22 protein-coding genes are annotated in these 24,575 nt (G+C 56.8%); 18 read left to right on the top strand and 4 right to left on the bottom strand.

Annotated elements, in window-relative coordinates; all coding sequences use genetic code 11:
* Positions 1–77: 77 nt before the first annotated feature.
* Positions 78–1,007 (top strand): tRNA epoxyqueuosine(34) reductase QueG, encoded by a 930-nt coding sequence (gene queG, locus ALIPUT_RS10385; protein WP_004329896.1) that lies wholly within the window; start codon positions 78–80, stop codon positions 1,005–1,007.
* A gap of 326 nt (positions 1,008–1,333) precedes the next feature.
* Here queG and ALIPUT_RS10375 read toward each other — a convergent pair whose 3' ends face one another.
* The 3 genes from ALIPUT_RS10375 to ALIPUT_RS13190 form a co-directional block, all read right to left on the bottom strand.
* The gene (locus ALIPUT_RS10375) at positions 1,334–2,302 is read right to left on the bottom strand and encodes a tetratricopeptide repeat protein (protein WP_004329895.1); all 969 of its coding nucleotides are present in this window, start codon (positions 2,300–2,302) and stop codon (positions 1,334–1,336) included.
* Positions 2,303–2,470: 168 nt separating this feature from the next.
* Positions 2,471–2,917, bottom strand: a complete 447-nt coding sequence (locus ALIPUT_RS10370; protein WP_004329894.1) for a nucleoside deaminase — start codon at positions 2,915–2,917, stop codon at positions 2,471–2,473.
* Positions 2,895–3,071: a hypothetical protein gene (locus ALIPUT_RS13190; protein ID WP_004329893.1), complete on the bottom strand. Its 177-nt coding sequence runs from the start codon at positions 3,069–3,071 to the stop codon at positions 2,895–2,897. Before ALIPUT_RS13190 ends, ALIPUT_RS10370 begins: the two co-directional genes overlap by 23 nt.
* A gap of 138 nt (positions 3,072–3,209) precedes the next feature.
* Here ALIPUT_RS13190 and aspS point away from each other — a divergent pair, with 138 nt between their 5' ends.
* Together aspS and ALIPUT_RS12880 are read left to right on the top strand one after the other, a co-directional pair.
* A complete protein-coding gene (aspS, locus tag ALIPUT_RS10365; RefSeq protein ID WP_004329891.1) occupies positions 3,210–4,967 on the top strand; it encodes an aspartate--tRNA ligase in 1,758 nt (585 codons plus the stop codon).
* A gap of 18 nt (positions 4,968–4,985) precedes the next feature.
* Positions 4,986–5,207 (top strand): hypothetical protein, encoded by a 222-nt coding sequence (locus ALIPUT_RS12880; protein WP_022459563.1) that lies wholly within the window; start codon positions 4,986–4,988, stop codon positions 5,205–5,207.
* 219 nt (positions 5,208–5,426) lie between these two features.
* Here the strand turns inward: ALIPUT_RS12880 and ALIPUT_RS10360 are convergent, their stop codons facing one another.
* Entirely contained in the window at positions 5,427–5,741 is a 315-nt protein-coding gene (locus ALIPUT_RS10360; RefSeq protein WP_004329888.1) for a hypothetical protein, read from the bottom strand.
* Positions 5,742–6,231: 490 nt separating this feature from the next.
* Between ALIPUT_RS10360 and ALIPUT_RS10355 the strand changes: the two genes are divergently transcribed.
* From ALIPUT_RS10355 to kdd, 15 genes are all read left to right on the top strand, one after another.
* Entirely contained in the window at positions 6,232–7,503 is a 1,272-nt protein-coding gene (locus ALIPUT_RS10355) for a replication-associated recombination protein A (protein WP_004329886.1), read from the top strand.
* Positions 7,504–7,628: 125 nt separating this feature from the next.
* Complete coding sequence (locus ALIPUT_RS10350) at positions 7,629–8,267, top strand: hypothetical protein (RefSeq protein ID WP_004329885.1); 639 nt, start codon at positions 7,629–7,631, stop codon at positions 8,265–8,267.
* A 176-nt stretch (positions 8,268–8,443) separates the two neighbouring features.
* Positions 8,444–8,944, top strand: coding sequence for a metallophosphoesterase family protein (locus ALIPUT_RS10345; RefSeq protein WP_004329884.1), 501 nt, complete (start codon positions 8,444–8,446; stop codon positions 8,942–8,944).
* Between the two features lie 173 nt (positions 8,945–9,117).
* Entirely contained in the window at positions 9,118–11,577 is a 2,460-nt protein-coding gene (locus ALIPUT_RS10340; RefSeq protein WP_004329882.1) for an ATP-dependent Clp protease ATP-binding subunit, read from the top strand.
* A 354-nt stretch (positions 11,578–11,931) separates the two neighbouring features.
* Entirely contained in the window at positions 11,932–13,293 is a 1,362-nt protein-coding gene (locus ALIPUT_RS10335; protein WP_004329880.1) for an MATE family efflux transporter, read from the top strand.
* A gap of 123 nt (positions 13,294–13,416) precedes the next feature.
* Positions 13,417–15,147 (top strand): regulatory iron-sulfur-containing complex subunit RicT, encoded by a 1,731-nt coding sequence (locus ALIPUT_RS10330; RefSeq protein ID WP_004329879.1) that lies wholly within the window; start codon positions 13,417–13,419, stop codon positions 15,145–15,147.
* A gap of 9 nt (positions 15,148–15,156) precedes the next feature.
* Positions 15,157–15,585, top strand: coding sequence for a hypothetical protein (locus tag ALIPUT_RS10325; RefSeq protein ID WP_004329878.1), 429 nt, complete (start codon positions 15,157–15,159; stop codon positions 15,583–15,585).
* A gap of 6 nt (positions 15,586–15,591) precedes the next feature.
* The gene (gene trmB / locus ALIPUT_RS10320) at positions 15,592–16,380 is read left to right on the top strand and encodes a tRNA (guanosine(46)-N7)-methyltransferase TrmB (RefSeq protein WP_004329877.1); all 789 of its coding nucleotides are present in this window, start codon (positions 15,592–15,594) and stop codon (positions 16,378–16,380) included.
* A 435-nt stretch (positions 16,381–16,815) separates the two neighbouring features.
* Positions 16,816–17,667 (top strand): carboxylating nicotinate-nucleotide diphosphorylase, encoded by an 852-nt coding sequence (gene nadC, locus ALIPUT_RS10315; RefSeq protein WP_004329875.1) that lies wholly within the window; start codon positions 16,816–16,818, stop codon positions 17,665–17,667.
* Position 17,668: 1 nt separating this feature from the next.
* A complete protein-coding gene (locus tag ALIPUT_RS10310; protein ID WP_040293811.1) occupies positions 17,669–19,597 on the top strand; it encodes an LTA synthase family protein in 1,929 nt (642 codons plus the stop codon).
* Positions 19,594–20,970 (top strand): GNAT family N-acetyltransferase, encoded by a 1,377-nt coding sequence (locus ALIPUT_RS10305; protein ID WP_004329873.1) that lies wholly within the window; start codon positions 19,594–19,596, stop codon positions 20,968–20,970. Before ALIPUT_RS10310 ends, ALIPUT_RS10305 begins: the two co-directional genes overlap by 4 nt.
* 243 nt (positions 20,971–21,213) lie before the next feature.
* Positions 21,214–21,867 (top strand): CoA transferase subunit A, encoded by a 654-nt coding sequence (locus ALIPUT_RS10300; RefSeq protein WP_004329872.1) that lies wholly within the window; start codon positions 21,214–21,216, stop codon positions 21,865–21,867.
* 54 nt (positions 21,868–21,921) lie between these two features.
* Entirely contained in the window at positions 21,922–22,317 is a 396-nt protein-coding gene (gene kal / locus ALIPUT_RS10295) for a 3-aminobutyryl-CoA ammonia lyase (RefSeq protein WP_004329871.1), read from the top strand.
* A gap of 188 nt (positions 22,318–22,505) precedes the next feature.
* The gene (kce, locus tag ALIPUT_RS10290) at positions 22,506–23,327 is read left to right on the top strand and encodes a 3-keto-5-aminohexanoate cleavage enzyme (protein ID WP_004329869.1); all 822 of its coding nucleotides are present in this window, start codon (positions 22,506–22,508) and stop codon (positions 23,325–23,327) included.
* Between the two features lie 42 nt (positions 23,328–23,369).
* The gene (gene kdd, locus ALIPUT_RS10285) at positions 23,370–24,413 is read left to right on the top strand and encodes an L-erythro-3,5-diaminohexanoate dehydrogenase (RefSeq protein WP_275203427.1); all 1,044 of its coding nucleotides are present in this window, start codon (positions 23,370–23,372) and stop codon (positions 24,411–24,413) included.
* Positions 24,414–24,575 lie beyond the last annotated feature (162 nt).

Raw genomic sequence — 24,575 nt, 5'->3', positions numbered from 1 at the left:
ATTAAAATGAGAATATACTCGGGGCAAATTTACTATTATTTGCCGTAAATACACTATTTTTGAGCCGAATTATCGCCATGATCTCTGGTCAATACATCAAAAAACTTGCCGAGAATGCAGGCTTCGACCTCTGCGGAATCACGCCCTGCAAGCATCTTGCGGAGAACGAATCCTACTTCCGCGAATGGCTCGCCAAAGGCTACGGTTCCTCGCTGGAATACCTCGAACGCAACCTCGACAAACGTTTCGACGTCCGACACTTGGTCGAAGGGGCGCAGACGGTCGTGGTCTGCGCCGTGAGCTACAAGAACCCGCTGGGCGAAGGCTATCCGCCCGGGTGCCGCACAAAAATCGCCTCCTACGCCCGCAGCCGCGACTACCACCCCGTCCTCAAGAGGATGCTGGGCACGATGCTCGAAGCCCTGCGCCGGCAATACCCCGGGCTCACGGGCCGCACGTTCGTCGATACGGCTCCGCTGCTGGAAAAACAACTGGCCGTCGAAGCGGGTCTGGGCTGGATCGGGCGGCAATCCCTGCTGCTCACGCCCCAATACGGCTCCTATGTCCTGCTGGGCGAGTTGGTACTTACCCTGCCGTCCGACCAGTACGATGCCCCGTTCGCAGGAGCCCGTTGCGGCCGCTGCCGGAACTGCCTGGACAGTTGTCCGACGGGAGCCATCGTCGCGCCCAAGGTGATCGACACGAACCGTTGCATCTCCTGTCGTACGATCGAAAAGGAGTCCGACAGCGCCCTGCCCGACCTCGACGGATGGATCTTCGGCTGCGATCGCTGCCAGAGCTGCTGTCCCCACAACCAAAAAGCCCCCATGCACCGCTCGCCGCATTTCGATCCCCTGTTCGACCCGCTGACGATTTCGGATCGGGAGTGGCTCGCAATGAGCGAAGAGGAGTTTCTCCTGCGGTTCGGCAATACACCTCTCGCACGCAGCGGACTGCGGCGCATCCAGCAAAACGTGCGGATAAACCAGGAAAAGAACGAAGAGTAGGGCCCGCCATTGGACGGAGAGGCAGACAGCAAACCGACACGAAACCTCTCCGGATATTGTCCGCAGGCTGTTCGGGAAACCTTCCGTACGAAAAGACAGGAAAACCGGAACCCGACCGGCCGGCTCACCACCGCCATCGCCCCGACTTGCGGCACAAAGGCTCCCGCTCCTCCTGAATCGGCCCGACAGCCGACCCGCCGCGATAAAGCGCAAAACCATCCGCTGAACCGCCCCCGCGTGTATCCCGGAAGTCAAAGCCCTTTCGAATAAAACGGGGCAGACTTCCGAAAAAGTCTGCCCCGCATTTCAAAAACAGGAATACCCCGCTAACTGTTCGCTTTGGCTGCGTTCTCCTTAAGCTGTGCCACCGTTTTCTGTGCCGCAGCCACATTCGCACCGGCCGTTACTTTCGAAAGGGCGTCGATCGCCTGCTGGGGCATCGTGCGGGCATTGTAAGCTGCACCCAAAATGAAATAAACGTCGCTGCGCTCCTCTTCGTCGGTCTGCACGGCAGCAGCCTCCTCGGCCGAAGCGATCACGCCGGCATAATCCTTCTTGTCGAAGAGTGCCTGCAAACGAATCTTCTGGGCCAGCGCATCCTGCGGATTCACGGTCAGCATCTCGTCGGCAACGGCGATAATACCGTCGAAATCATTCTCGCCCTGCAACTTGGCAATACGGTTATTGGTATAGAGCTTGATGTTCTCCTTTGCCTTCACGACATCCTCCGCATATTTGGGGTTGTCCTGAGAAGCGATTTCGTTGAAAATAACCAAACCTTTCTGGAAGTCGCCCAGCTCGCAATAGCAAATGCCCAAGAAGTTGGCCATCTCCATATTTTTCGGATCGGCGGCATAACCTTTGGCGAAAATTTCAGCAGCCTCGGCGTAGTTCTTTTCGTTGAAAGGCTTTCCGCCCCACATCAGATATATCTTCGCCATCAACATATTCGACATACGCTCCTGCTGCAACTCACCGTAAAGAGCCGCCTTATTGGCCGACTTGGTAAGATTCTCGACCGCCGTGTTGAAATCATTTCCCTTAGCAGCCGTAAGACCCATTTGGAAATAGCACACCGGCACACTCTTCTTGGCCGTTGCAACCCAACTCTGGACATCGAGATCCTCGGAATCGAGCCCCTGATCGATAAGCGTTTCGAAAGCCGTAGCTGCGGATGCAAAATCCTTCGAATTGTAAGCGGCGACAGCCTTATTGTAAGTTTCGCCCAATCCTTCCTGCGCAGCCACAGACCCCACAACGAACAGGGCAAGCGCGGAAATCAAAAGTTTTTTCATAAATATTGTATAAATTATAGGTTAAAATAGGTTCCGTCCATTTTTATCACCATTCCCTGCAAACCCATCGGAAATATCGCCCCGTTCTGTAGGTCGCAACCATCCGTCGAAACTCCTGCCGGAAAGCAGGGAATGCAAATTTAGTTTTTTTTCGGCACTTTCCAAAAATCACCTTCTCAACGCGGCGAAGAACGAACGGACGAGCCTCTCGCACTCCTCGGCCAATACCCCCCGCGTCACCGTCGTTCGGGGCGGAAACACCTGCTCCGAATAGCGGCGATAGCCACGCTTCGGATCGTCGGCGCCATAGACCACCCGCCCCACCTGGCTCCACGCAATCGCCCCCGCACACATGATGCAAGGCTCGACCGTCACATACAACGTACATTCGGACAAGTATTTGCCTCCAACGGTCGAGGCTGCGGCTGTCAGGGCCTGCATTTCCGCATGAGCCGTAGCGTCCGCCAAGGTTTCGACCAGGTTGTGCCCCCGGCCGACGATACGTCCGTCCGCGACCACCACGGCACCGATGGGTACTTCCTGCTCTTCTAACGCTTTTTCCGCCTCGTTTAGTGCCAGGCGCATGAATTTTTCATCGGGTTGCTGCTGTTCCATCGTTTCGGTTTTTCGGCAAAATTAATAATTTAGCGGAGAATTCGGCGTCCCTGCGTTTTTTATCCCGTTTTACAGCCGGAATTTCGTTTCCGTTTCCGACCTTTTTTACAAAAGAGATGAGGCCCTTATAAAAAAACGGACGAGTTTGTTCCATTCTGCACTCATTTTCCTACCTTTGCAGACAGTAGATGACACCCGGTGAAACCCGCCAGGCGGGATTGTTGGATTCCACCCCGTTTTCACTACCTTTGTGAATCGCAAAACGACAATAACGAAAAATACAGATACGACCATGTACAGAACCCATACCTGCGGCCAGTTGCGTGCCGCAAATGTAAACGAAACGGTCACGCTGGCCGGCTGGGTACAGAAAGTCCGCAACCTCGGCGCGATGACCTTCATCGACCTGCGGGACCGTTACGGCATCACCCAGATCGTCGTCGAAGAGCACTCTCCGGCCGATGTCAAGACCGTGGCCGACGGACTGGGCCGCGAATACGTCCTTCAGGTCGAAGGCCGCGTGGTGGAGCGTTCGTCCAAGAACCCGAAGATGCCTACGGGCGACATCGAAGTCGTCGCCTCGAAGCTCGTGGTGCTGCACGAGGCCGAAGTGCCCCCGTTCACCATCGAGGAGAACTCGGACGGCGGCGACGACCTGCGTATGAAATACCGCTACCTCGACCTGCGCCGTCCTCCCCTGCAGCGCAACATGATCCTGCGTCACAAGATGGCCCAGGAGATTCGCCGCTTCCTGAGCGACGAAGGTTTCCTGGAGATCGAAACCCCCTACCTGGTCAATTCCACGCCCGAAGGCGCCCGCGACTTCGTCGTGCCGAGCCGCATGAGCCCCAACCAATTCTACGCCCTGCCCCAGTCGCCCCAGACCCTCAAGCAGCTGCTGATGGTCGCCGGCTACGACAAATACTTCCAGATCGTGCGCTGTTTCCGCGACGAAGACCTTCGGGCCGACCGCCAGCCCGAATTCACGCAGATCGACTGCGAAATGTCGTTCGTCGAGCAGGAGGACGTGCTCGAAATCTTCGAGCGCTGGGCCAAGCACATGTTCCGCGAAGTGATGGGCATCGAACTTACGGAGCCGCTGCGCCGCATGCCCTGGATCGAAGCGATGGAGAAATACGGCTCGGACAAACCCGACCTGCGCTTCGGTATGGAGTTCGCCGATCTGACGGACCTGGCCCAAGGTCACGGCTTCGCGGTTTTCGACGACGCGGAGTACGTCACCGGCTTCGCCGCGACGGGCTGCGCCGGCTACACCCGCAAACAGATCGACGCCCTCACGGAGTTCGTCAAACGCCAGCAGATCGGTGCCAAGGGACTCGTCTGGATCCGCGTCGAAGCGGACGGCAACGTCAAGTCGTCCGTCGATAAATTCTACTCGCCCGAGCAGGTGCGGGCGATGGCCGAACGCGCGGGCGCAAAAGCCGGCGACCTGGTGCTAATCCTCTGCGGCAAGAAATTCAAGACCCTCACCCAGCTCTGCGCCCTGCGTCTGGAGGTCGCTCAGCAGCTGGGCCTGCGCGACCCGAAGAAGTTCGCTCCGCTGTGGGTCATCGACTTCCCGCTGTTCGAGTGGGACGACGAGACCCAGCGTTACTACGCCGTGCACCATCCGTTCACCTCGCCCAAGCTCGAAGACGTACAATACCTGGACAGCGACCCCGGTCGCGTGCGGGCCAACGCCTACGACTTCGTCTGCAACGGCACCGAGATCGGCGGCGGCTCGATCCGTATCCACGACTCGAAACTGCAGGCCAAGATGTTCGAGTTGCTGGGCTTCACGGCGGAACAAGCGCAGGAGCGTTTCGGCTTCCTGATGAACGCCTTCAAGTACGGCGCACCCCCTCACGGCGGACTGGCCTTCGGTTTCGACCGGCTCTGCTCGCTCTTCGGCGGTTCGGAGTCGATCCGCGACTACATCGCCTTCCCGAAAAACAACAACGGCCGCGACATGATGCTCGACGCACCGGGCTATATCGACCAGGCGCAGCTCGACGAGTTACACATTCAATTGGTAAAACCGGAAGAATAAACCAAAACAAGATCTCGTATGGCCTCTGTAAGATCGCTTCGGCGGCTGCTCAGGTTCTGCATGATCCTTTTAGCATGCAGTTTGGCAATGCTCATCACCGTCTATACATGCGGTACTGCGGCCACGGGCGACAAAGTCCGCGCCTGGGTCACGGTGCTGCTGCTTCTGGCGCTGATGGGAAACAGCTATCGCTCGATGCGCCGCAAGGAGCGCGAACGGCAGGACAAACTGCGCAAATAGCTCCTTTAGCCAGACAGTTACACGGAATTCAAGGCTTCTCCGAAGAACAACGATGGCTGCAACATAATGCTCGATGCACCGGATTAGAGCGATCTTTCGCCGTTCGACAAACTGTATCCGGAATTGAAAAACCGGAGATATTAAAGCTTCAAGTATCGCCAATACAAGAAAGAGTATCCTGAACAGAAGGATACTCTTTCTTCATACCAACTGAAATGATTACACCAGGGAAGCGATCGCACTCACCAAGATAATCAAAACGATCAACGCGATACACGATATGACAAGCCCGGCGATCGCCAAGCCGCGGGGAGTTCTGAAAATTCCCACGAATGAAAAAATCAAACCCAAGGCCCACAATACCCAGCCGAGCCCCGGAACCCAGCTGAAAATCAAACCCAACAAGGCCAGAATAAAACCGGCGGTTCCCAGTCCGTTCGTGCTTCTCCGCTCCTGCTGATTGATAATGATCGTCTGCCCTTCGACCTGATGTCTGCCGACTTCATTTCCATTCTGCTTCGTAATATTATCCATAAAATTTAAGATTGTATCGTCCGTACCCCGACGACTGGTAATAAAAAGAAAAGCGTGGCACCGAAGCCCATTTCAGAATCGCAGGTCGTAGGAGTACCTTTTGGCGTGAAATAAGCGACAGCCCCGCGCCTATACCCGCAGAATACGGATACGACGCGAGAAGATGTCTGCCTATTCTCCGCCAAAATGAATTTCCTACGTTCACGATTCGGGAACAGACTTACACTTTTCCGTGTGTATCAATATGTACAGTACATATAGCGGCTTTTCGAAATATACAATAGTGCGCGTCGCTTCGGGAACTGCGACCGCAGAACAAGCGTGAAGCACGACGTAAAAACGGAATCCGGCCAGGACACGATCTCCCCGCTGCGAATCCCCGAACCGGACGGCAGCGGTTCTACGCATCCGCTCTTTCGGACCGCATTCAGTCCGGCCGTTGCCGAAAACAAAAATTTTCAGTACATTTGAGCGACAAAAAATGCTTTCCATGTCCATTCCCCTCGCCGAACGACTGCGTCCCCGTACGCTCGATGAATATATCGGACAGGCCCACCTGGTCGGGCAGAACGGCGTATTCCGCAAGTTCCTCGAAACGGGCAATGTCCCCTCGTTCATCCTCTGGGGTCCGCCGGGCGTGGGAAAAACTACGCTGGCCAAGATCGTTGCCACGACTCTCAAACGCCCGTTCTACACCCTGTCGGCCGTCACGTCGGGCGTCAAGGAGGTGCGCGAGGTGTTGGAATCGGCCCGCAAGCAGAAATTCTTCGACTCCAAACCGCCGATCCTGTTCATCGACGAAATCCACCGCTTCAACAAGTCGCAGCAGGACTCGCTGCTGGGTGCTGTCGAACAGGGCGTGGTGACGCTGATCGGAGCCACGACCGAAAATCCCTCGTTCGAGGTGATTTCACCGCTGTTGAGCCGCTGCCAGGTCTATATCCTCCAGCCGATGACCGACGGGGAGCTGCAAACCCTCCTCGACCGGGCCCTCGCCACCGATCCGGAGCTCAAAACCCGGGAGATCGAGGTGCAGGAAACCGAAGCGCTGTTCCGTTTCTCGGGCGGCGACGCCCGCAAGCTGCTCAACATTCTGGACATCATCACGGGTGCCGCAAACGGTAAAGTAACGATCACTAACCAATACGTCACCGACTGTCTGCAACAGAACATCGCCCTCTACGACAAGAACGGCGAACAGCACTACGACGTGATCTCGGCCTTCATCAAATCGGTGCGGGGCAGCGATCCCAACGCAGCGATCTACTACCTGGCCCGCATGCTGGCCGGAGGCGAGGAGCCGCGCTTCATCGCCCGCCGGTTGGTGATCCTGGCCTCGGAAGACATCAGCCTGGCCAATCCCAACGCCCTGCTGCTGGCCAACGCCTGTTTCGACACGGTACACAAGATCGGCATGCCCGAAGCCCGCATCACGCTGGCCGAAACCACGATCTACCTGGCCACCTCGCCCAAGAGCAAATCGGCCTACATGGCCATCAACCAGGCGCTCTCCTTCGTCGAACACGATACGACCAACCGCCCGGTACCCCTGCACCTGCGCAACGCTCCGACCAAGCTGATGGATCAGGCAGGATACGGCAAAGGCTATAAATACGCCCACGACTACGGCGGATTCGCCGAGCTGGAGTTCATGCCCGAAACGCTCAAAGGCAAGAAATTCTACGAGCCGAACACCCGCAACGCCGCCGAGGCGAAGATCGCCGCATGCATCCGGGATCTGTGGAAGGACAAATATAAATAACAGCCGGAGACACAACGCCTTCCGGCATTCCTGAAGCCGACTGCCGGACAGCCCCGGAAATACGATCGGACAACATCCCGTACTTCGTCCCGGCGAACGGCAGCGACACAATACTTTGATTCCGAATGAAAATGAAACAGAGTGGTAAAATCACAATAATATTGGTATTAACTATATTGTTGGTGGGATTTATAGTCTTTAAATGTTATTTGACTTGTAAATATGATAAGTTGATGAGCCGAATAATATCAGACAATCAATTGACGGCAACATACCAACAACTTCCTATGGTGTACTATGATACAGTCGGTTATTTCCCCGAATCAATGGATGACGCGGTTGCTTTCGTCCAAAAAACCTATTGGCCAGATATGAAAGAAGAGGATTTAAGAGCACAACAACTATTGACCGATCCTCTTGCAAAAAACAAGGAAGAATTACAATATTTTCCTCTTTATGACTATCGTACAAAACGTCCTGTTTCTTTTCTCTTTTTGAGTGCGGGTATCGATGGAAAAATAGATAATAAATTGTCACATAATGATACATTATATGTTCATAATTGGTGGGCAGACCTCAATGTTTACAATTATGAGGAGGCAATTCTGTTAGAAAATTGGAATAAAAATGCACGTGAGTGTTGGGCACTGTCAAATACACCCAAAGATGTACAGCTTCCACCGCAACCTCGAGTACATGGTATTCGTTTCATTGATTATTTTTGTGGAAATAAAGACTGGATTGTACAATTAGGGCCTATTTAGTTTCCAACGTACTAAAAGCACGGAAGAAAACAAATCGCAGCGAGGAACAGTCTGACGATAAAAGATATATCTCCTACCCGGCAAGAGAGAGAGAGAAAGAAGACAAACCGCATAGCATAACGAAGCAAAACTGTTCCCGAAACTTACCGGTATCATAAAACAAACACAGACCTCCCATGAAACGCATAGGACTCATATCCGACACCCACGGTACGTTCGACCAAACGCTCAAAACATTCCTCAAGGACGTGGACGAAATCTGGCACGCCGGGGACATCGGCTCTCCGGAGGTCGCCGACCAGATCGCGGCGTTCAAACCCCTGCGGGCCGTCTATGGCAATATCGACGGAGGTATCATGCGACGCACCTACCGCGAATTTCTCTCCTTCGAGTGCGAAGGGGTGAGCGTCCTGATGACCCACATCGGCGGCTATCCCCGCCACTACACCCCGCAGGCCGTAGCGCGGATCCAATCGCTGCGCCCGAAAATCTTCATCGCGGGGCACTCCCACATTCTCAAGGTCATCTACGACCCCGTTTACGACCTGCTTCACCTCAACCCCGGCGCTGCCGGCTGCTACGGTTTCCACAAGGTGCGCAGCGCCCTGCGCTTCACCATCGACGGCACCGACATCCGCGACATGGAAATCGGCGAATGGCCTCGTCCCGGCGCTTGATAAAGGGACGAAATCGTTCAATATGCAATATTTTTATTTAACATAATATTACCTGGGATTTCTTCGTTATAAGTCTGTAATTTCAACAGGACAAAACGTACATTTTCGACAAGCGAGGAGAGAGCGACCGCGTTCGCTTTTCCGAACACGGAAAACTAAAAAAGGAATCCAAGATGCAAGCTAAAATCTCAAAAACGCTCGAGGCCATCATCGCCCGTACGGCATTCGAAACCTCGAAACGCGCTATTACCCACTCACTCAAGGATTTTCTCACCCTTGAGATTCTGCGGGAAGAAGGGTCCTTAGCGCATCAGATACTCACCTCCCGCCTCAAGGACTGGGAGATTCACCAAATATGCCTTCGCATCGAAAGCGAGATTCGGTCGGTATCGGCACCCGATTCATCGAGGCAGAATCCCGAAGAATTTTTCCCTTTATACACCAGAGAATTACAACGATTGTTCGCCCCGATGCACCATGTTTCGACGGCACACGCACTGCTGCACATCGTGAGCGACCCGCACACGATCACTTCGCAGGTGCTGGCCATGTACCATTTCGATGCACAGGCGATAGCGACCGAACTGCAAAAGATGACCCTGGAGGCCGATCAAACGACGCCTCCGGATACCAATTTTCGGCCGACACCCGAACTACGGTTCATCGGCCTGCGCGAACCTGTCCGGGACACTCCTCCTGCGGAACCTGCCTTGTTGGACAAATTCGGCACCGACCTTACGTACGAAGCTCGCAGAGGCCGCATCGATCCCGTCGTAGGACGCGAGCGGGAGATGGAACGCATCGTGCAGATCCTCTCGCGCCGCAAGAAGAACAACCCGATCCTGATCGGCGAAGCCGGCGTGGGCAAGAGCGCCATCGTCGAAGGGCTGGCCCTGCGGATGGCAGCGGACGAAGTTCCCGCCACCATCCGCGGCAAACGGCTCTATTCGCTCGACGTATCGTCGCTCCTGGCCGGGACCAAATACAGAGGTGAGTTCGAAGAACGGATGCAGCGACTTCTCGAAGAATTGCGCAGGAAGCAGGACTCGATCCTCTTCATCGACGAAATACACACCATCGCGGGCGCAGGTTCGACCCAGGGAAGCCTCGACACGGCCAACATTCTCAAACCCGCCCTGGCGCGGGGCGAATTGCAGGTCATCGGAGCCACGACGCTGGACGAATATCGCGAAGATATCGAGAGCGATCCCGCGCTGGAACGCCGCTTTCAGAAAATCCTCGTCGAACCCGCTTCGGAAGAGGAAACCCTGCAAATCCTGCACAACATCGCACCCCATTACGAACGGCACCACGGAGTGCGCTACTCGGACGAAGCATTGCGGGCCTGCGTCGCCCTGACCGGGCGCTACATTACCGACCGCAACTTTCCGGACAAGGCGATCGACGTGCTGGACGAAGCCGGGGCACGTATTCACCTGCAGGACAAAGGCAAAACCGAAAAACCGTCCCGAAAAACCGCATCCCGCGAACCGGTCGGCGCCGCAGCAGGAGCCAAAACGCCCAAAAACCGCTCCCGCAAAACGGCGGCAGCGGACACGACGACTGTCGGTGGCGCCGTATGGACTCTTCCGTCCGATCCCGGCCCGCCCGAAATCCGGGCCGAGCATATCGAGCAGGTTATTACCTCCATGACGGGAATCCCAGCCGAACGGCTCTCGGGCAGCGAAAGCGAACGTCTGCGCGGCCTTGCGGACTATCTTTCGGCCCGCGTCATCGGCCAATGCGAAGCCGTCGAAAAGATTTCGCGGTCGATCCAACGCTCCCGGGCGGGACTCAAGGACGAAGGGCGTCCGATCGGCGTCTTCATGTTCGTCGGACCGACGGGCGTGGGCAAAACCCTGCTGGCGAAAGAGCTCTCCAAATGGCTCTTCGACGAGAACAAGGGACTCATCCGTATCGACATGAGCGAATACAGCGAAAAACACAACGTCGCACGGTTGATCGGCTCCCCGCCGGGATATGTCGGCTACGGCGAAGGCGGACAGCTCACCGAAGCGGTACGCCGCCATCCCTATTCGGTCGTCCTGTTCGACGAAATCGAGAAAGCCCACCCCGAAGTCTTCAACACCCTGTTGCAGATCTTCGACGAGGGACACCTCACCGACGGTTCGGGGCGCAAGGTCGATTTCCGAAATACGGTAATCATTCTCACCTCCAACGTCGGATCGCGGGCCGCGGCAATACGCTCCACGCAGGTCGGGTACAGCACCTGTTCGAAATCGGACACCCAGCAGAAAGCCCCGCAGTCGGAATACCGCCGGGCGCTGGAAGAAACCTTCGCACCGGAGTTCCTGAACCGCATCGACGACATCGTCATCTTCCGCACGCTCGACCTCTCGGACGTGGAGCGGATCATCGACCTGGAACTCAAGGGGCTGCTCTCCCGTACCGACCGACTCGGCTACAAGGTCGAAATCACCGACGAGGCGAAGCGGACCCTTGCCGCCATCGGCTACCAGCGCAAATACGGCGTCCGCGCCCTGCGCCGCACGCTGCTCGAACGCATCGAGGAACCTCTCTCGGGACTGATTATCGACGGCAAACTGCACAGCGGGGAGCGGGTGATCGTGGAACCCGACGGCGAAAAGGAGGTGATTCTCCGGGTCGCCTAACATAAATCAGAACCAGTGGCGGACGGTTTTCGAATCCCGGCCGAAGCAAGTATCGGCCGGGATTTTCACGCCTCACCCACTCCTTCGACTAAGCGGTTTTCCAGAACCGACAACAACCCCGGCCCGACATACGGAATAACCCCGAACAGTCCTCCCGGCAACGAGGCATTTGCATCGAAACCGGGAACAGCTCCATATATGTCCGTCCCGCATGCTTTCGACATCTGCCTGCAAAATCGGCCCCGACACCCGGTCGAAAGGTCCGGACATCAGACTCCGTTCCCCCTTCGAAACGGATGCGAAAGAGGGATAATCGATTATTTTCGTACCTTTGTCGTCTGATTCAAGAAATATATGTACCGTTTTTCAACCTACAAACGACAATACAAAGCCAATCTGAAACTGGCCCTGCCCGTCGTGATGACCCAGTTGGGGCAGATCCTCGTACAGGTCGCCGACAACGTCATGGTCGGCCGTTACGGAGGCGACGACCCCACGCCGCTGGCCGCCACTTCGTTCGGCGGCTCGGTCTTCTTCATCCTCTTCATCGCCGGCGTCGGCATCGCACTGGGCCTCACGCCCCTGATCGGCGAACTCTACGCCCAGGGCGACCGTTGCAAATCGTCGCAATACCTGCAAAACGGCCTGATGTTCTATACTCTGTTGGGATTTCTGGTCTGCGGGCTCCAACTGGCCGTCATCCCTTTGATGTACCACATGGGACAGCCCGTCGAAGTGGTCGATATGGCCATACCGTATTACAAGTTGCTGGCTTACAGCATGCCGTTCATCATGCTCTTCTTCACCTTCAAGCAATTCCTCGAAGGCGTCGGAAACACCCGGGTCGAAATGGTCGTGGTGATTCTCTGCAACCTGATGAACGTCGGCTTGAACTGGATTTTCATCTACGGCCACCTCGGATTCGAAGAACTGGGCGCCACAGGTGCGGGGCTCGGCACCCTCGGATCGCGCATCGCCATGCCGATCATGATTATCGGCTATTTCTACAAAAAACAGAAATACCGCGCCTATCTTCAGGGATTCTCGCCCCGCAACTATTCGGTCAAAACGATCCGCACATTGCTGCGTATGGGCCTTCCGATCTCCCTGCAGATGTTTCTCGAAGCCTCGGCCTTCGTCGGCACCAGTATCATGATGGGCTGGCTGAGCAAAACGGCCATCAGCGCCAACCAGATCGCCATGACCTTGGGCAACTGCGCCTTCATGATCGTGACTTCGATCGGTGCCGCCACGACCATCCGCATCTCCCACTGCTACGGCGCCCGCAGCTTGAAGGAGCTGACTCTGGCGGCAAAGGCCTCCTACCACCTGGTCATCGCCTGGAACCTCTTCGCCGCCATCACGTTCATCTCGCTCTGCAACGTCATCCCGACTTTCTTCACCACCAACGCCGAAGTGATCGACCTGGCCTCGAAGCTGATCCTGCTGATCGCCGTTTACCAGTTGGCGGACGGCATCCAGAACGTTTCGGTAGGCATTCTGCGGGGTATTCAGGACGTGAAGATCATCATGCCGATCGCTTTCCTCTCGTACATCGTCTTCAACCTGCCGGTGGGTTACCTGTTGGGCTTTACATTGGGAATGGGCGCACAGGGGCTGATTCTGGGCTTCACCGTCGGTCTTACGACGGCCGCCGTACTGCTGATCGTCCGCTACCGCCGCGATATCCGGCGCTGGAAGGCCGGCATCCGATAATCCGGGATCTCCGCTTCCCGGCAGCGACGCACATCCGCCCGGCGGGAATATGCCGGAGTCTCAGCCGAATAAATTTGGCATTGCTCCCGGATTTCACTATCTTTACCGAAATTTATGACTCCAATGGATAACACCAAACCATATACGAAAGCGCCCAAGCCCGAAATCGGTCGCGGCTGCACGTTCTACTACGCCCCCGAAGGGGTCGCAGCCAAGCCTTGCGAGGGTTGCTACAAACTGCACGAAACAGCCTGGCTGGAGCAATACCCGCAACACACGCCGACCGATATTTTCGAAGTGCGCTTCAAGAACACCCGGCGCTCCTACTACCAAAACGTCAATAATCTGCCGCTGGAACGGGGCGACATCGTCGCTGTGGAAGCTTCGCCGGGACACGACATCGGCATCGTCTCCCTGACGGGCGACATGGTAGCCCGCCAAATGCGCCGCGTGGGTTTCAACCCCTACAACGGCGAATTCAAGAAGATTTACCGCAAGGCCAAACCCTACGACATCGAACGCTGGCAGGAGGCCATCGCTCTGGAGCACGAAACGATGATCACCGCACGCCAGATCGCCGCCGAAATGGGACTCAATATGAAAATCGGCGACGTGGAGTACCAAGGCGACAAGATCAAGGCGATCTTCTACTACATCGCCGACGAGCGCGTGGATTTCCGCGAGCTAATCAAGGTCTTCGCCGAACGGTTTCACATCCGCATCGAAATGAAACAGATCGGCGCCCGCCAGGAAGCGGGACGCATCGGCGGCATCGGAGCCTGCGGCCGCGAACTGTGTTGCGCATCGTGGATCTCGAATTTCTCGAGTGTGACGACCAACTCGGCCCGTATGCAGGAGATCTCCCTCAACCCCCAAAAACTGGCCGGACAGTGCTCGAAACTCAAGTGCTGCCTCGCCTACGAATACGACACCTACGTGGACGCCCGCAAGGAGTTCCCCCGTCTGCGGGAACCGCTCCAGGCTCTCGACGGCGAATATTACCTGGTCAAAACCGACATCCTGGCCGGTACCATGTCCTTCAGCAGCAGCAAGGATACGATGACCAACGTGGTGACGCTTCCCGTCGCCCGCGTCAAGGAGATCATAGCGCTGAACCGCGCCGGCAAGAAGGTCGATCAGCTGTCGGCGGAGCAACCACAACGGGAGAAGTTCGAAGAACCGACCTATCGCTCGGAGGAGGACAGCATCACACGCTTCGACGGCAACGGCTCCAAACGCAAGGGCCGCAACCGACGCCGCAGCGACCGGGCAGAGGAACGCGAGAACCGGAACAACGGTGCCCGCAGCGGAAGCGCCGCAGAAGCGGCCGCCGTTTCGGAATCCCGCAAGGACGAAAAACAGGAACCCGCTGCCAACCGGAGTGAACGCCGCGAAAAACGCGACCGCCGTGAACGGAATAATCGAAACGGACAAGGCGAAAGCCGCGAATCGCGCGGAGAAAGGAATAACGGTCAGGGCGAACCGCGCAACCCACGCAACAGCGACCGGAACGGGTCGCGCAACGGACAGAGCACCCAGAAAAACGAACAGCGCACCGAACGCGGGAACACCTCCGGCGAACAGAACGGTGAACGCGGCAACGGTCAGGGCTCTCGCAGCGAACAGCGCGGGGAACGTCGTTCGGAGCGTTCTCGTTCCGAAAACCGTCCGGGACAAAACGGCTCCGAAACCGATCCGACTCCGACACACTCCCAATCTCCGGGCGAAGAGGGACAGAACGGTGCCCGCCGCCGTCCTCGGGGACGCGGAGGACGCAACCGTCGGGAAGGCAACCGTCGGGAAGGCGGAAACGGAGAGACAGCACAACCCGAACCGCCGAAAAAAGAGCAATAACGACTCGTAATGTACCTGCGGAGTATCATAGCGATCGCCGGAATGCTCGTTACGAGCTGCCTTTCGCCGCATCAGACGGTCGTAACCGATACCGGGGGCGGCACGTGGAGCGAAAGTGCCGAAATCGAAATTCCGAACGCGGATACCGTGACCCCGCGCGACCTATACATCGTCGTGCGTTACAACGACTCCTTTCGGGACGACACGCTGCGGCTGACGATACGGACCATTTCGCCCGACTCCCTGGTTTTCGAGGAATCCTACACGCTGGGCCTTCCTCCCCGCAGGCACCCGGCAGCCCTCGCGGAGGAAGCGTCGGTTCCCTATCGTCGGCACGTAATTTTTCCCGACAGCGGCATTTACAGGATGGCTTTCACCCCGGCGATGCCGGTCCGGGGCGTGGAAGCCATCGGCATCAACCAGCAAAAAAGCGAATAAAAACAGATGGGCAAAGACAAACTCAGACGCTTTGCGGAGAACCTCACGTTCGAATGTTTCGTACAACCCGCCTTCGAGGAGGCCTTCCGCCGCGACCATCCGCTCAAAGGACATTGGCACAGCGACTTTTTCCATAACGACCGTCCGATCGTACTCGAACTGGGCTGCGGCAAGGGCGAATACACCGTCGCACTCGCGGAGCGCGACCCCAACCGCAACTTCATCGGTATCGACATCAAGGGTGCCCGCATGTGGCGCGGAGCCAAAACCGCCACGGAACGGCAAATGCGCAACGTCGGTTTTCTGCGTACCCGCATCGAAATGATCGCCTCCTTCTTCGCCGAAGGAGAGGTCGATGAGATCTGGATCACCTTCCCCGATCCGCAGCTCAAATCGCGCCGGGCCAAGAAACGGCTCACCTCACCCCTCTTCCTGGGCCAGTACGCACAGATGCAGGTTCCCGGCGGACGAATCAACCTCAAGACCGACTCGCAACACCTCTACGCCTACACGCAAGCCGTGATCGAACGGTTCGGTCTGCCCTGCGACGTGGCCAACAACGACATCTACGGCTCGGGGTTCGCGGACGAAATACTCTCGGTCAAGACCGCCTACGAACAGATGTTCCTCGAACGGAAGCTGCCGATCACCTACACCCGCTTCTCGCTGGGTGAACGACGCGATTTCCCGCCGTTCGACTGGGAAGGCGACGACACGGACGAGAAGGACAACGAAGAAGCACGGAAAAACGATATATCCGACCGAACCTCCAGATCATCATACGCAAATCCATAAATCACGTATTCCGTACCCGGAGTACATGTCGTTGAAAATTCTTCATCACCGACATATACGGCAAGGAGTCCCCCTCCATCGGAAGAAATCAGATTCTCGACGAATTTATGCCAATCCGCATACCGATCGAAATCTGAAGCGCACCGTCAACAAAGCATTGGAAGCCGTGGATTTGATATTACGAACGTCGAATAATGGTGTATTTTTTTGAAAAAACACTTATAAATACAAGAATTACCATTTGTCCGGATCACAAAACCGACATATAATTAATATTTTTCCTGAAAAATGGCAATTATTTTTCGTATTTTTGTGGGTGCCGGAGCGGAGCGGTAATCTTTGCGGGCCAAACGCACGGTTACCGTTCTCTCTTCAGACATTCGTCCGGCCCTGCCGAACGAAACGATTCGTTTCACCCATAAAAACCGAAAAAATATGAAACCCGAATACAAACCTTTCGTCGATGCGCTCATCGAACTGGCCATCCGCGAAGACATCGGCGACGGCGACCACACTTCGCTCTGCTGCATCCCCGCGACGGAAAAAGGCCGCATGCGCTTGCTCTGCAAACAGGAGGGTATTCTCGCGGGCATCGAAATCGCACAACTGGTGCTTCGACGCCTGGACCCCGACATGCAATTCGAACAGATCCTCCGCGACGGCGACCGCGTGAAGCCGGGCGACGTGGCCTTCTACGTTTCGGGACGGCTCCAGTCCCTGCTGCAAGCCGAACGCATCCTGCTGAACATCATGCAGCGCATGAGCGGCGTGGCGACCCAGACAGCCGTCTATGCCAACAAGATCAAAGACCTGCATACCAAAGTTCTCGACACGCGCAAAACCACCCCGGGCATGCGCGTATTGGACAAGATGGCCGTCAAGATCGGCGGCGGTGAGAATCACCGCATGGGACTGTTCGACATGATTCTGCTGAAGGACAACCACATAGACTTTGCAGGCGGCATCCGCCCGGCCATCGAAGGAGCCAAAGCCTATCTCAAGGCAAAAGGCAAGAACATTCCGATCGAATGCGAAGTGCGTTCGCTCGAAGACATCGACGAAGTGTTCGCCGCAGGAGGCGTGGACCGCATCATGTTCGACAATTTCACCCCGGAGCTGACGCGGCAGGCCGTCGCGAAGGTCGCCGGACGCTGCGAAACGGAGTCGAGCGGCGGCATCACGCTCGACACGCTACGCGAATACGCCGAAACAGGCGTGGACTTCATATCGGTCGGCGCCCTGACGCACCAGATCAAATCGCTCGACATGTCGTTAAAAGCCTGCTAAGGTGGAACGCTGGCTACATAGTAATCCGGGCATGCTCCTGCGGCGCATCGTCCTGCTCTACATCGTCCTGCTGCTCTGCCGAATCGTCTTTTACTGCTACAACTACGCCCTGATCGGCCCCCTGGGTTGGCAGGAGGTCCTGACATTGGCGGGGGGGGGTCTGAAGTTCGACACCGTATCGGTTCTCTACGCCAATCTGCTTTTCATCGTTCTCTCGCTGCTGCCGTTCCATTTCCGGAAGCGGAGCTGGTATCGGCGTATTCTCTTCTGGTACTATGCGGTGATCAATTCGCTGCTGATCGTGGCCGTAAACCTGGCCGATTGCGTCTATTTCCGCTACACGCAGAAGCGTTTCACCGCCGACGAAATCTTCTTCGCCGACAACTCCAATTCGGTGCAGCTCGTGCTGAAATTCGCCGCCGAAAACTGGTACCTGCTCCTCGTCGGCGCAGCCCTCATCTGGCTGCTCGTTTGGGGTTACGGACGCAAGATCACACCCCGATCGCCCCTGCGCGAGGGCTGGGTTTATTACTCGGTCAATACGGGACTGCTGGTGATCGCCATTCTGCTCGGCATCGCCGGCATGCGGGGCGGCGTAACGCGCATGACCCGCCCGATCACCCTCTCGAACGCCACGCTCTACGCCTCGACCAGCGAAAAGGCCAACCTGATCCTGAGCAACCCCTTCTGCATTCTGCGGACCATCGGCAGCGGCGGATCGGTCAAATACACCCGCTACTTTTCGCCCGAAAAACTGGACGAATATTTCACCCCGACCCACCGCCCCGACTCTTCGGCCGTGAACCTCGAAGGGCGCAACGTGATGGTTTTCATTCTGGAAAGCATGTCGGCCGAACATTCGGCCTACCTCAAACCCGAATTGTACGGCAACGGCACGCAACCGGGCTATACGCCGTTCCTCGACTCGCTCATGCGGCAGAGCCTCTGTTTCGGGCAGATGTACGCCAACGGCACCCGCTCGATCCAGGCCATGCCCGCCGTATTGGGCAGCATCCCCTCCTTCAAACAACCTTTCGTGCTGATGCCCCAGTCGCTGGGCAAAAGCCGCCAACTGCCGCAGATACTCCGCGACAAAGGCTACCGAACCGCCTTCTTCTGCGGTTCGGAGCGCGGTTCGATGGGATTCGGAGCCTACGCCCGCAGCGCCGGAGTCGATCGGCTCCTGAGCCGCGAGGATTACGAAGCGGCACACGGCACGGAGGATTTCGACGGTTACTGGGGTATCTGGGACGAACCGTTCCTGCAATTCACGGGCGAAGAGCTCTCGAAAATGCAGGAGCCTTTCTTCGCCACGCTGTTTACCCTCTCGTCGCACCATCCCTTCGTCGTGCCCGAACAATACGCCGACAAGCTGCCGGCGGGAACGACCAAAATACACAAACCCGTAGCCTACGAAGATCTCGCCTTCCGCAACTTCTACCGCCGTTTCAAGGACGAAGAGTGGTTCCGCCGGACAATCTTCGTCTTCGTCGCGGACCACGTTTCCTCGGAGAAAATGGCAGAGGAAACCCGCTCCTATCCCGGCAACTACCACATCGTCGGATTCATCCACACCCCCGACGGCGCACTCGCACCGCAATTTCTGGCACAGACCGTGCAGCAGATCGACATCATGCCGACCCTGCTGGGACTGTTGGGAAACCGGGAACCCTATTTCGCATTCGGACGCGACATTCTGAACGAACCCGACCGCGAACCGTGGGCCGTGATGTACGATTCGGAATTCCGGGTCGTAACGGACGAAGCGCTCTTCTCGTTCGACGAGGAGCGGATGACCGGCGCGACGTTCCGAAACGGGACTTCGGACCGGGAACAGACCGTGTCGGTCGAAAAACGGCTCAAGGCCCTGATTCAACAGTATTACGGGCATGTGGAAGCCAAAAATTACACCGTAGAAGACAATTTATGATTACCTTCAAACCCATTACGATCGAAGACAAGGCCGAAATCGAATCCTTCACATTGCCTTACGCCCCGGCGAACTGCGACCTGGCGTTCGCCAACATGTTTTGCTGGCAATTCCAGTTCAAAACCGCCTGGAGCGTAGTGGACGGCTTTCTGGTCATCCGCTTCCAGATCGGGGGCAGCGACCGGATCGGCTACATGCAGCCTGTCGGCGCAGGAGATTTCACCCCCGTCCTGCGGCATCTGGAGGAGGATATACTCGCTGCCGGACAACGGCTTCGGATCATCGACATGACACCTGAAGGGCTCGAAAAACTCCGCAGCGTAGGCCACTGCCAGTTCGCTTTCGCCTCCGACCGCAATCTGGAAGACTATGTATACAACGCTTCGGACCTGCGCGACCTTCCTGGCCGGAAATACCAATCCAAACGCAACCACATCAACCGCTTCGAGGCGGAATACGAATACCGCTACGAGCCTATGACCCGCGACCATGCTGCGGAGTGCATGCGTCTGGAAGCCGAATGGCGCAAGACCCGCAGCGGACATACGGGCGAGCTGTCGGCCGAACAGCGGGCCATGCAGCGGGCTTTCGCCCATTTCGACCGGCTGGGACTTATCGGCGGCTGCATCTACGTCGGCGATAAACTCGTCGCTTTCACTTACGGCTCACCGATCAACGACCATACGTTCTGTGTCCATGTCGAAAAGGCCGACACCGAATACGACGGGGCTTTCACCATCATCAACCGGGAGTTCGTGGCGCACCTGTCCGAGCAATACACGCTCATCGACCGCGAAGAGGACCTGGGTATTCCGGGACTACGGCAGGCCAAGCTCTCCTACCATCCGGCATTCCTCGAGAAGAAATATACGGCCCTCTGCCTCTACCCCGACGAAATAGCCTGCAAACGGCTCTGGATAAAGTGCTTCGAAGACGAAGAAACCTTCATCGACTCCTTCCTGATAAGCCATTACAGCCGCAAGCGGATGCTCGCAGCCGAAGAGGACGGCCGTCTGGCAGCCATGTTGCACCTGATCCCGTTCGAAAGCGAGCTGGGGCGCACGACCTACATCTACGGCGTGGCGACCGACCCCGACTACCGGGGCCGGGGCCTGGCCTCCGGATTGATGCGCGAGGCAATGCGGCGGATCGCAGAAGAAGGGGCCGACGCCGCGATCCTTATCCCGAGCCAGGAAAGCCTCAAGGACTTTTACGCCCCGTTCGGCTTCGAAGACCGGTCGCTTCCGGTCGTTTTCGAAGCGCCGGACGACTTCGACTTCGGCTCGGGCAACCAGGAACAGGATCGGGCCATGGTCTGGCGCCGCGACAACAGCGCACCGCTGCCCGAACGTTTGCACTGCCGACTTCTCTGATCCCGCAAAGAACCGTTCCGCAGAAAGTACGGCCGGACGCCTCGAGGCGTCCGGCCGTACTTTTTCAGGTCCTTCCGAACACCCGCTTCCGCGCGATCGGATCCGAAGATTCCACTCTTTCGGAGAAGAAGTGACCGATTATCGACAAAAAAACGTCGAAATCATTGCAAATCATTCGTCAAATGTTTAATTTTGTTAGATTAAAGACTGATATTGTTAATTTTAAGTAAAATCAATCACCATATGAAGAAGCTTATATCTGCTGCCGAAGCGGCGGGAATGGTAAAAGACGGAATGACGGTCATGATCGGCGGCTTTCTGGGCAACGGAAGCCCCCACGCGATCATCGACGCACTGGTTGAATCGGGCGTAAAGGACCTCACCCTCATCGTGAACGATACGGCTTATCCGGACAAAGGCTGCGGACGGCTGATCGCCGGGAAGCAGGTCCGCAAAGTGATCGTATCGCACATCGGCACCAACCCCTGCACCAGCGAGCAGATGAACAGCGGCGAACTGGAGATCGAATTCTGCCCGCAGGGAACGCTGGCCGAACGGGTTCGTTCGGGCGGGGCAGGTCTGGGCGGTGTGCTCACTCCGGTCGGACTCGGAACGATCGTAGCCGAAGGCAAACAAATCATCAACGTCGATGGCAAGGATTACCTGCTCGAAAAACCGCTGCGGGCCGACGTAGCCCTGCTCGGCGCGAGCCTGGCCGACCGATCGGGCAACCTGGTCTATAAAGGCACGTCACAGAATTTCAACCCGTTGATGGCCACCGCAGCCGACCTGGTGATCGCCGAGGTGCGGGAGCTGGTAGAAACCGGAGCGATAGCCCCCGAAGCGGTCCGCACGCCGGGTATCTTCGTAGATTACATGGTCGCTCCGGCCAAATAACCGAACGGCCGAAAGAACAAATCCGCATCTCAATCGAATTAAAAATATCAGGTTATGGAAAAATCAATGATACGGCTTCGGATGAGTGCCAAAGACGCTCATTACGGAGGCAATCTGGTGGACGGCGCCCATATGGTGCATCTGTTCGGCGACGTGGCCACCGAACTGTTGATCATGCACGACGGCGACGAAGGACTGTTCGTGGCCTACGACAACGTCGAATTTCTCGCCCCGGTCTATGCCGGCGATTATATCGAAGCGGTGGGCGAAATCGTGAAGGTGGGCAACACCTCGCGCAAGATGGTCTTCGAAGCCCGCAAAGTGGTCGCTGCACGCCCCGACATCTCGCCCTCTGCGGCCGACGTACTCAAAGAGCCCGTCGTGGTCTGCCGTGCCAGCGGCACGTGCGTCGTAAAAAAAGAGGACCAGCGCATCCCTGAGAGCCGCTAACGGAATTTTCGGCCCGTTCCGGACACGAAAGCGTCCCGCGATGCGAAGACCGCAGGCAGGAGCGCCGGAGAGAGAAAACGGCCGATGCGACCGGAAATTCTCGGCGAACAGGTCCGAACAGGTTTAGCCGCCACATCGGACAAAGCAACGGAATTCAACCATTTTCAAACTTTTCAACCAAAGACCCCATGGAAAAACTGATCATAACGGCCGCGATCTGCGGAGCGGAAGTACTCAAGGAACACAACCCCGCAGTCCCCTACACGGTGGAAGAGTGCGCCCGGGAGGCCAAGTCGGCCTACGATGCCGGCGCGAGCATCATCCACCTGCACGTGCGCAACGACGACGGCCAACCCACGCAGGATAAAAACCGCTTCAAACAGGTTATGGACGCTATCCGTGCGGTTTGCCCGGACGTAATCATCCAGCCTTCGACGGGAGGTGCCGTCGGCATGACCAACGACGAACGGCTGCAACCTACGGAGCTGCTCCCCGAAATGGCGACCCTCGACTGCGGCACGCTCAATTTCGGCGGCGATGAAATCTTCGAGAACACGGAGAACACGATCAAGTACTTCGGTCAGAAGATGATCGAGCGGGGCATCAAACCCGAGCTGGAGGTCTTCGACAAGAGTATGATCGAAATGGCGCTCCGCCTGCACAAGAAGGGCTATATCGCCGACCCCATGCATTTCGACTTCGTGATGGGTGTGAACGGCGGCATCGGAGGCGACATCCGGGATTTCGTCTTCCTGCGGGGCAGCATTCCGGCCGATGCGACCTACACGGTAGCCGGCGTGGGACGCTACGAATTTCCGTTGGCGGCCCTGGCGATCATCGACGGCGGCCACGTGCGCGTAGGTTTCGAGGACAACGTCTATCTCTCCAAAGGCGTTCCGGCCAAATCCAACGGCGAACTGGTCGAGAAGGTCGTTCGCATGGCCAAAGAGTTCGGACGCGAGGTCGCTACACCGGACGAAGCTCGCCGCATTCTGGGACTCAAGAAATAAGATCACCCAAAAAACATCAACACTGCAACACAACAAAACACCATAATGAAAAAAGGACATAAATACGGCACACACCGGGTAATCTCCCCGAAGGGCGTGCTTCCCCAGCCGGCAGACAAGCTGGACAACAACATGGACGAGATCTACGACAACGAGATCCTAATCGACGTACAGACCCTCAACATCGACTCGGCCAGCTTCACCCAGATCTCGAACCAGGCCGGAGGCGACAAAGCCAAGATCGCCGAGATCATGCTCGACATCGTCGAAAAACAAGGAAAACACCGCAATCCGGTAACCGGATCGGGCGGCATGCTGCTGGGTACGGTCGAGAAGATCGGCGACGCGCTCGTCGGCAAGACCGACCTCAAGGTAGGCGACAAGATCGCCACGCTGGTTTCGCTGTCGCTTACTCCGCTGCGGATCGACAAGATCAAGGAGATTCGCCCCGATGTCGATCAGGTCGATATCGATGGCAAGGCGATCCTGTTCGAAAGCGGCATCTACGCCAAAATACCTTCCGACCTGCCCGAAAAGCTGGTAATGTCGGCCCTCGACGTGGCCGGAGCTCCGGCACAGGTAGCCAAACTGGTTCGCCCCGGCAACACGGTGCTGATTATCGGCGCAGCTGGCAAATCCGGCATGCTCTGCTGCTACGAGGCTCGCAAGCGGGTCGGCGTAACGGGCAAAGTGATCGGACTCTGTTACAGTCCCGAGGAGAAGGAGCGCCTGGACAAGTTGGGCTTCTGCCACGAGGTCGTCTGCATGGACGCTCGTCAGCCGATTCCGGTACTCGAAAAGATTACGGAGCTGACCAATGGCGAAATGTGCGACATCACCATCAACAATGTGAATGTTCCCGACACCGAAATGACCAGCATCCTCTGTACGAAGAATACGGGCATCGTCTATTTCTTCTCGATGGCCACGAGCTTCACGAAAGCCGCTCTCGGCGCCGAAGGCGTCGGCAGCGACGTGACGATGATTATCGGAAACGGCTATACGAAGGGACATGCGGAGATCACGCTTCAGGAGTTCCGCGAATGCGAAGCCTTGAGAAAGATATTCACCGAGCTGTACGCCTAACCGATACGAACGACACCTGCCGCCTTTCCTCATCGTCCCCGCCCGGCGCAAATTAAAAAAGCAGGACGGATCCGACTTACCGAGGCAGGAGGCACTCATCGAAAATAGCCGTCCGCCGCATTCGTTTTCGATGAGCGGACGGCGAAAACAAACGCTCGCTAC

The sequence above is a fragment of the Alistipes putredinis DSM 17216 genome, assembly GCF_000154465.1.
Lineage (GTDB): Bacteria > Bacteroidota > Bacteroidia > Bacteroidales > Rikenellaceae > Alistipes > Alistipes putredinis.
The sequence above is the reverse complement of the archived record's forward strand: the minus strand, read 5'-3'. Positions and strand labels throughout refer to the sequence as shown.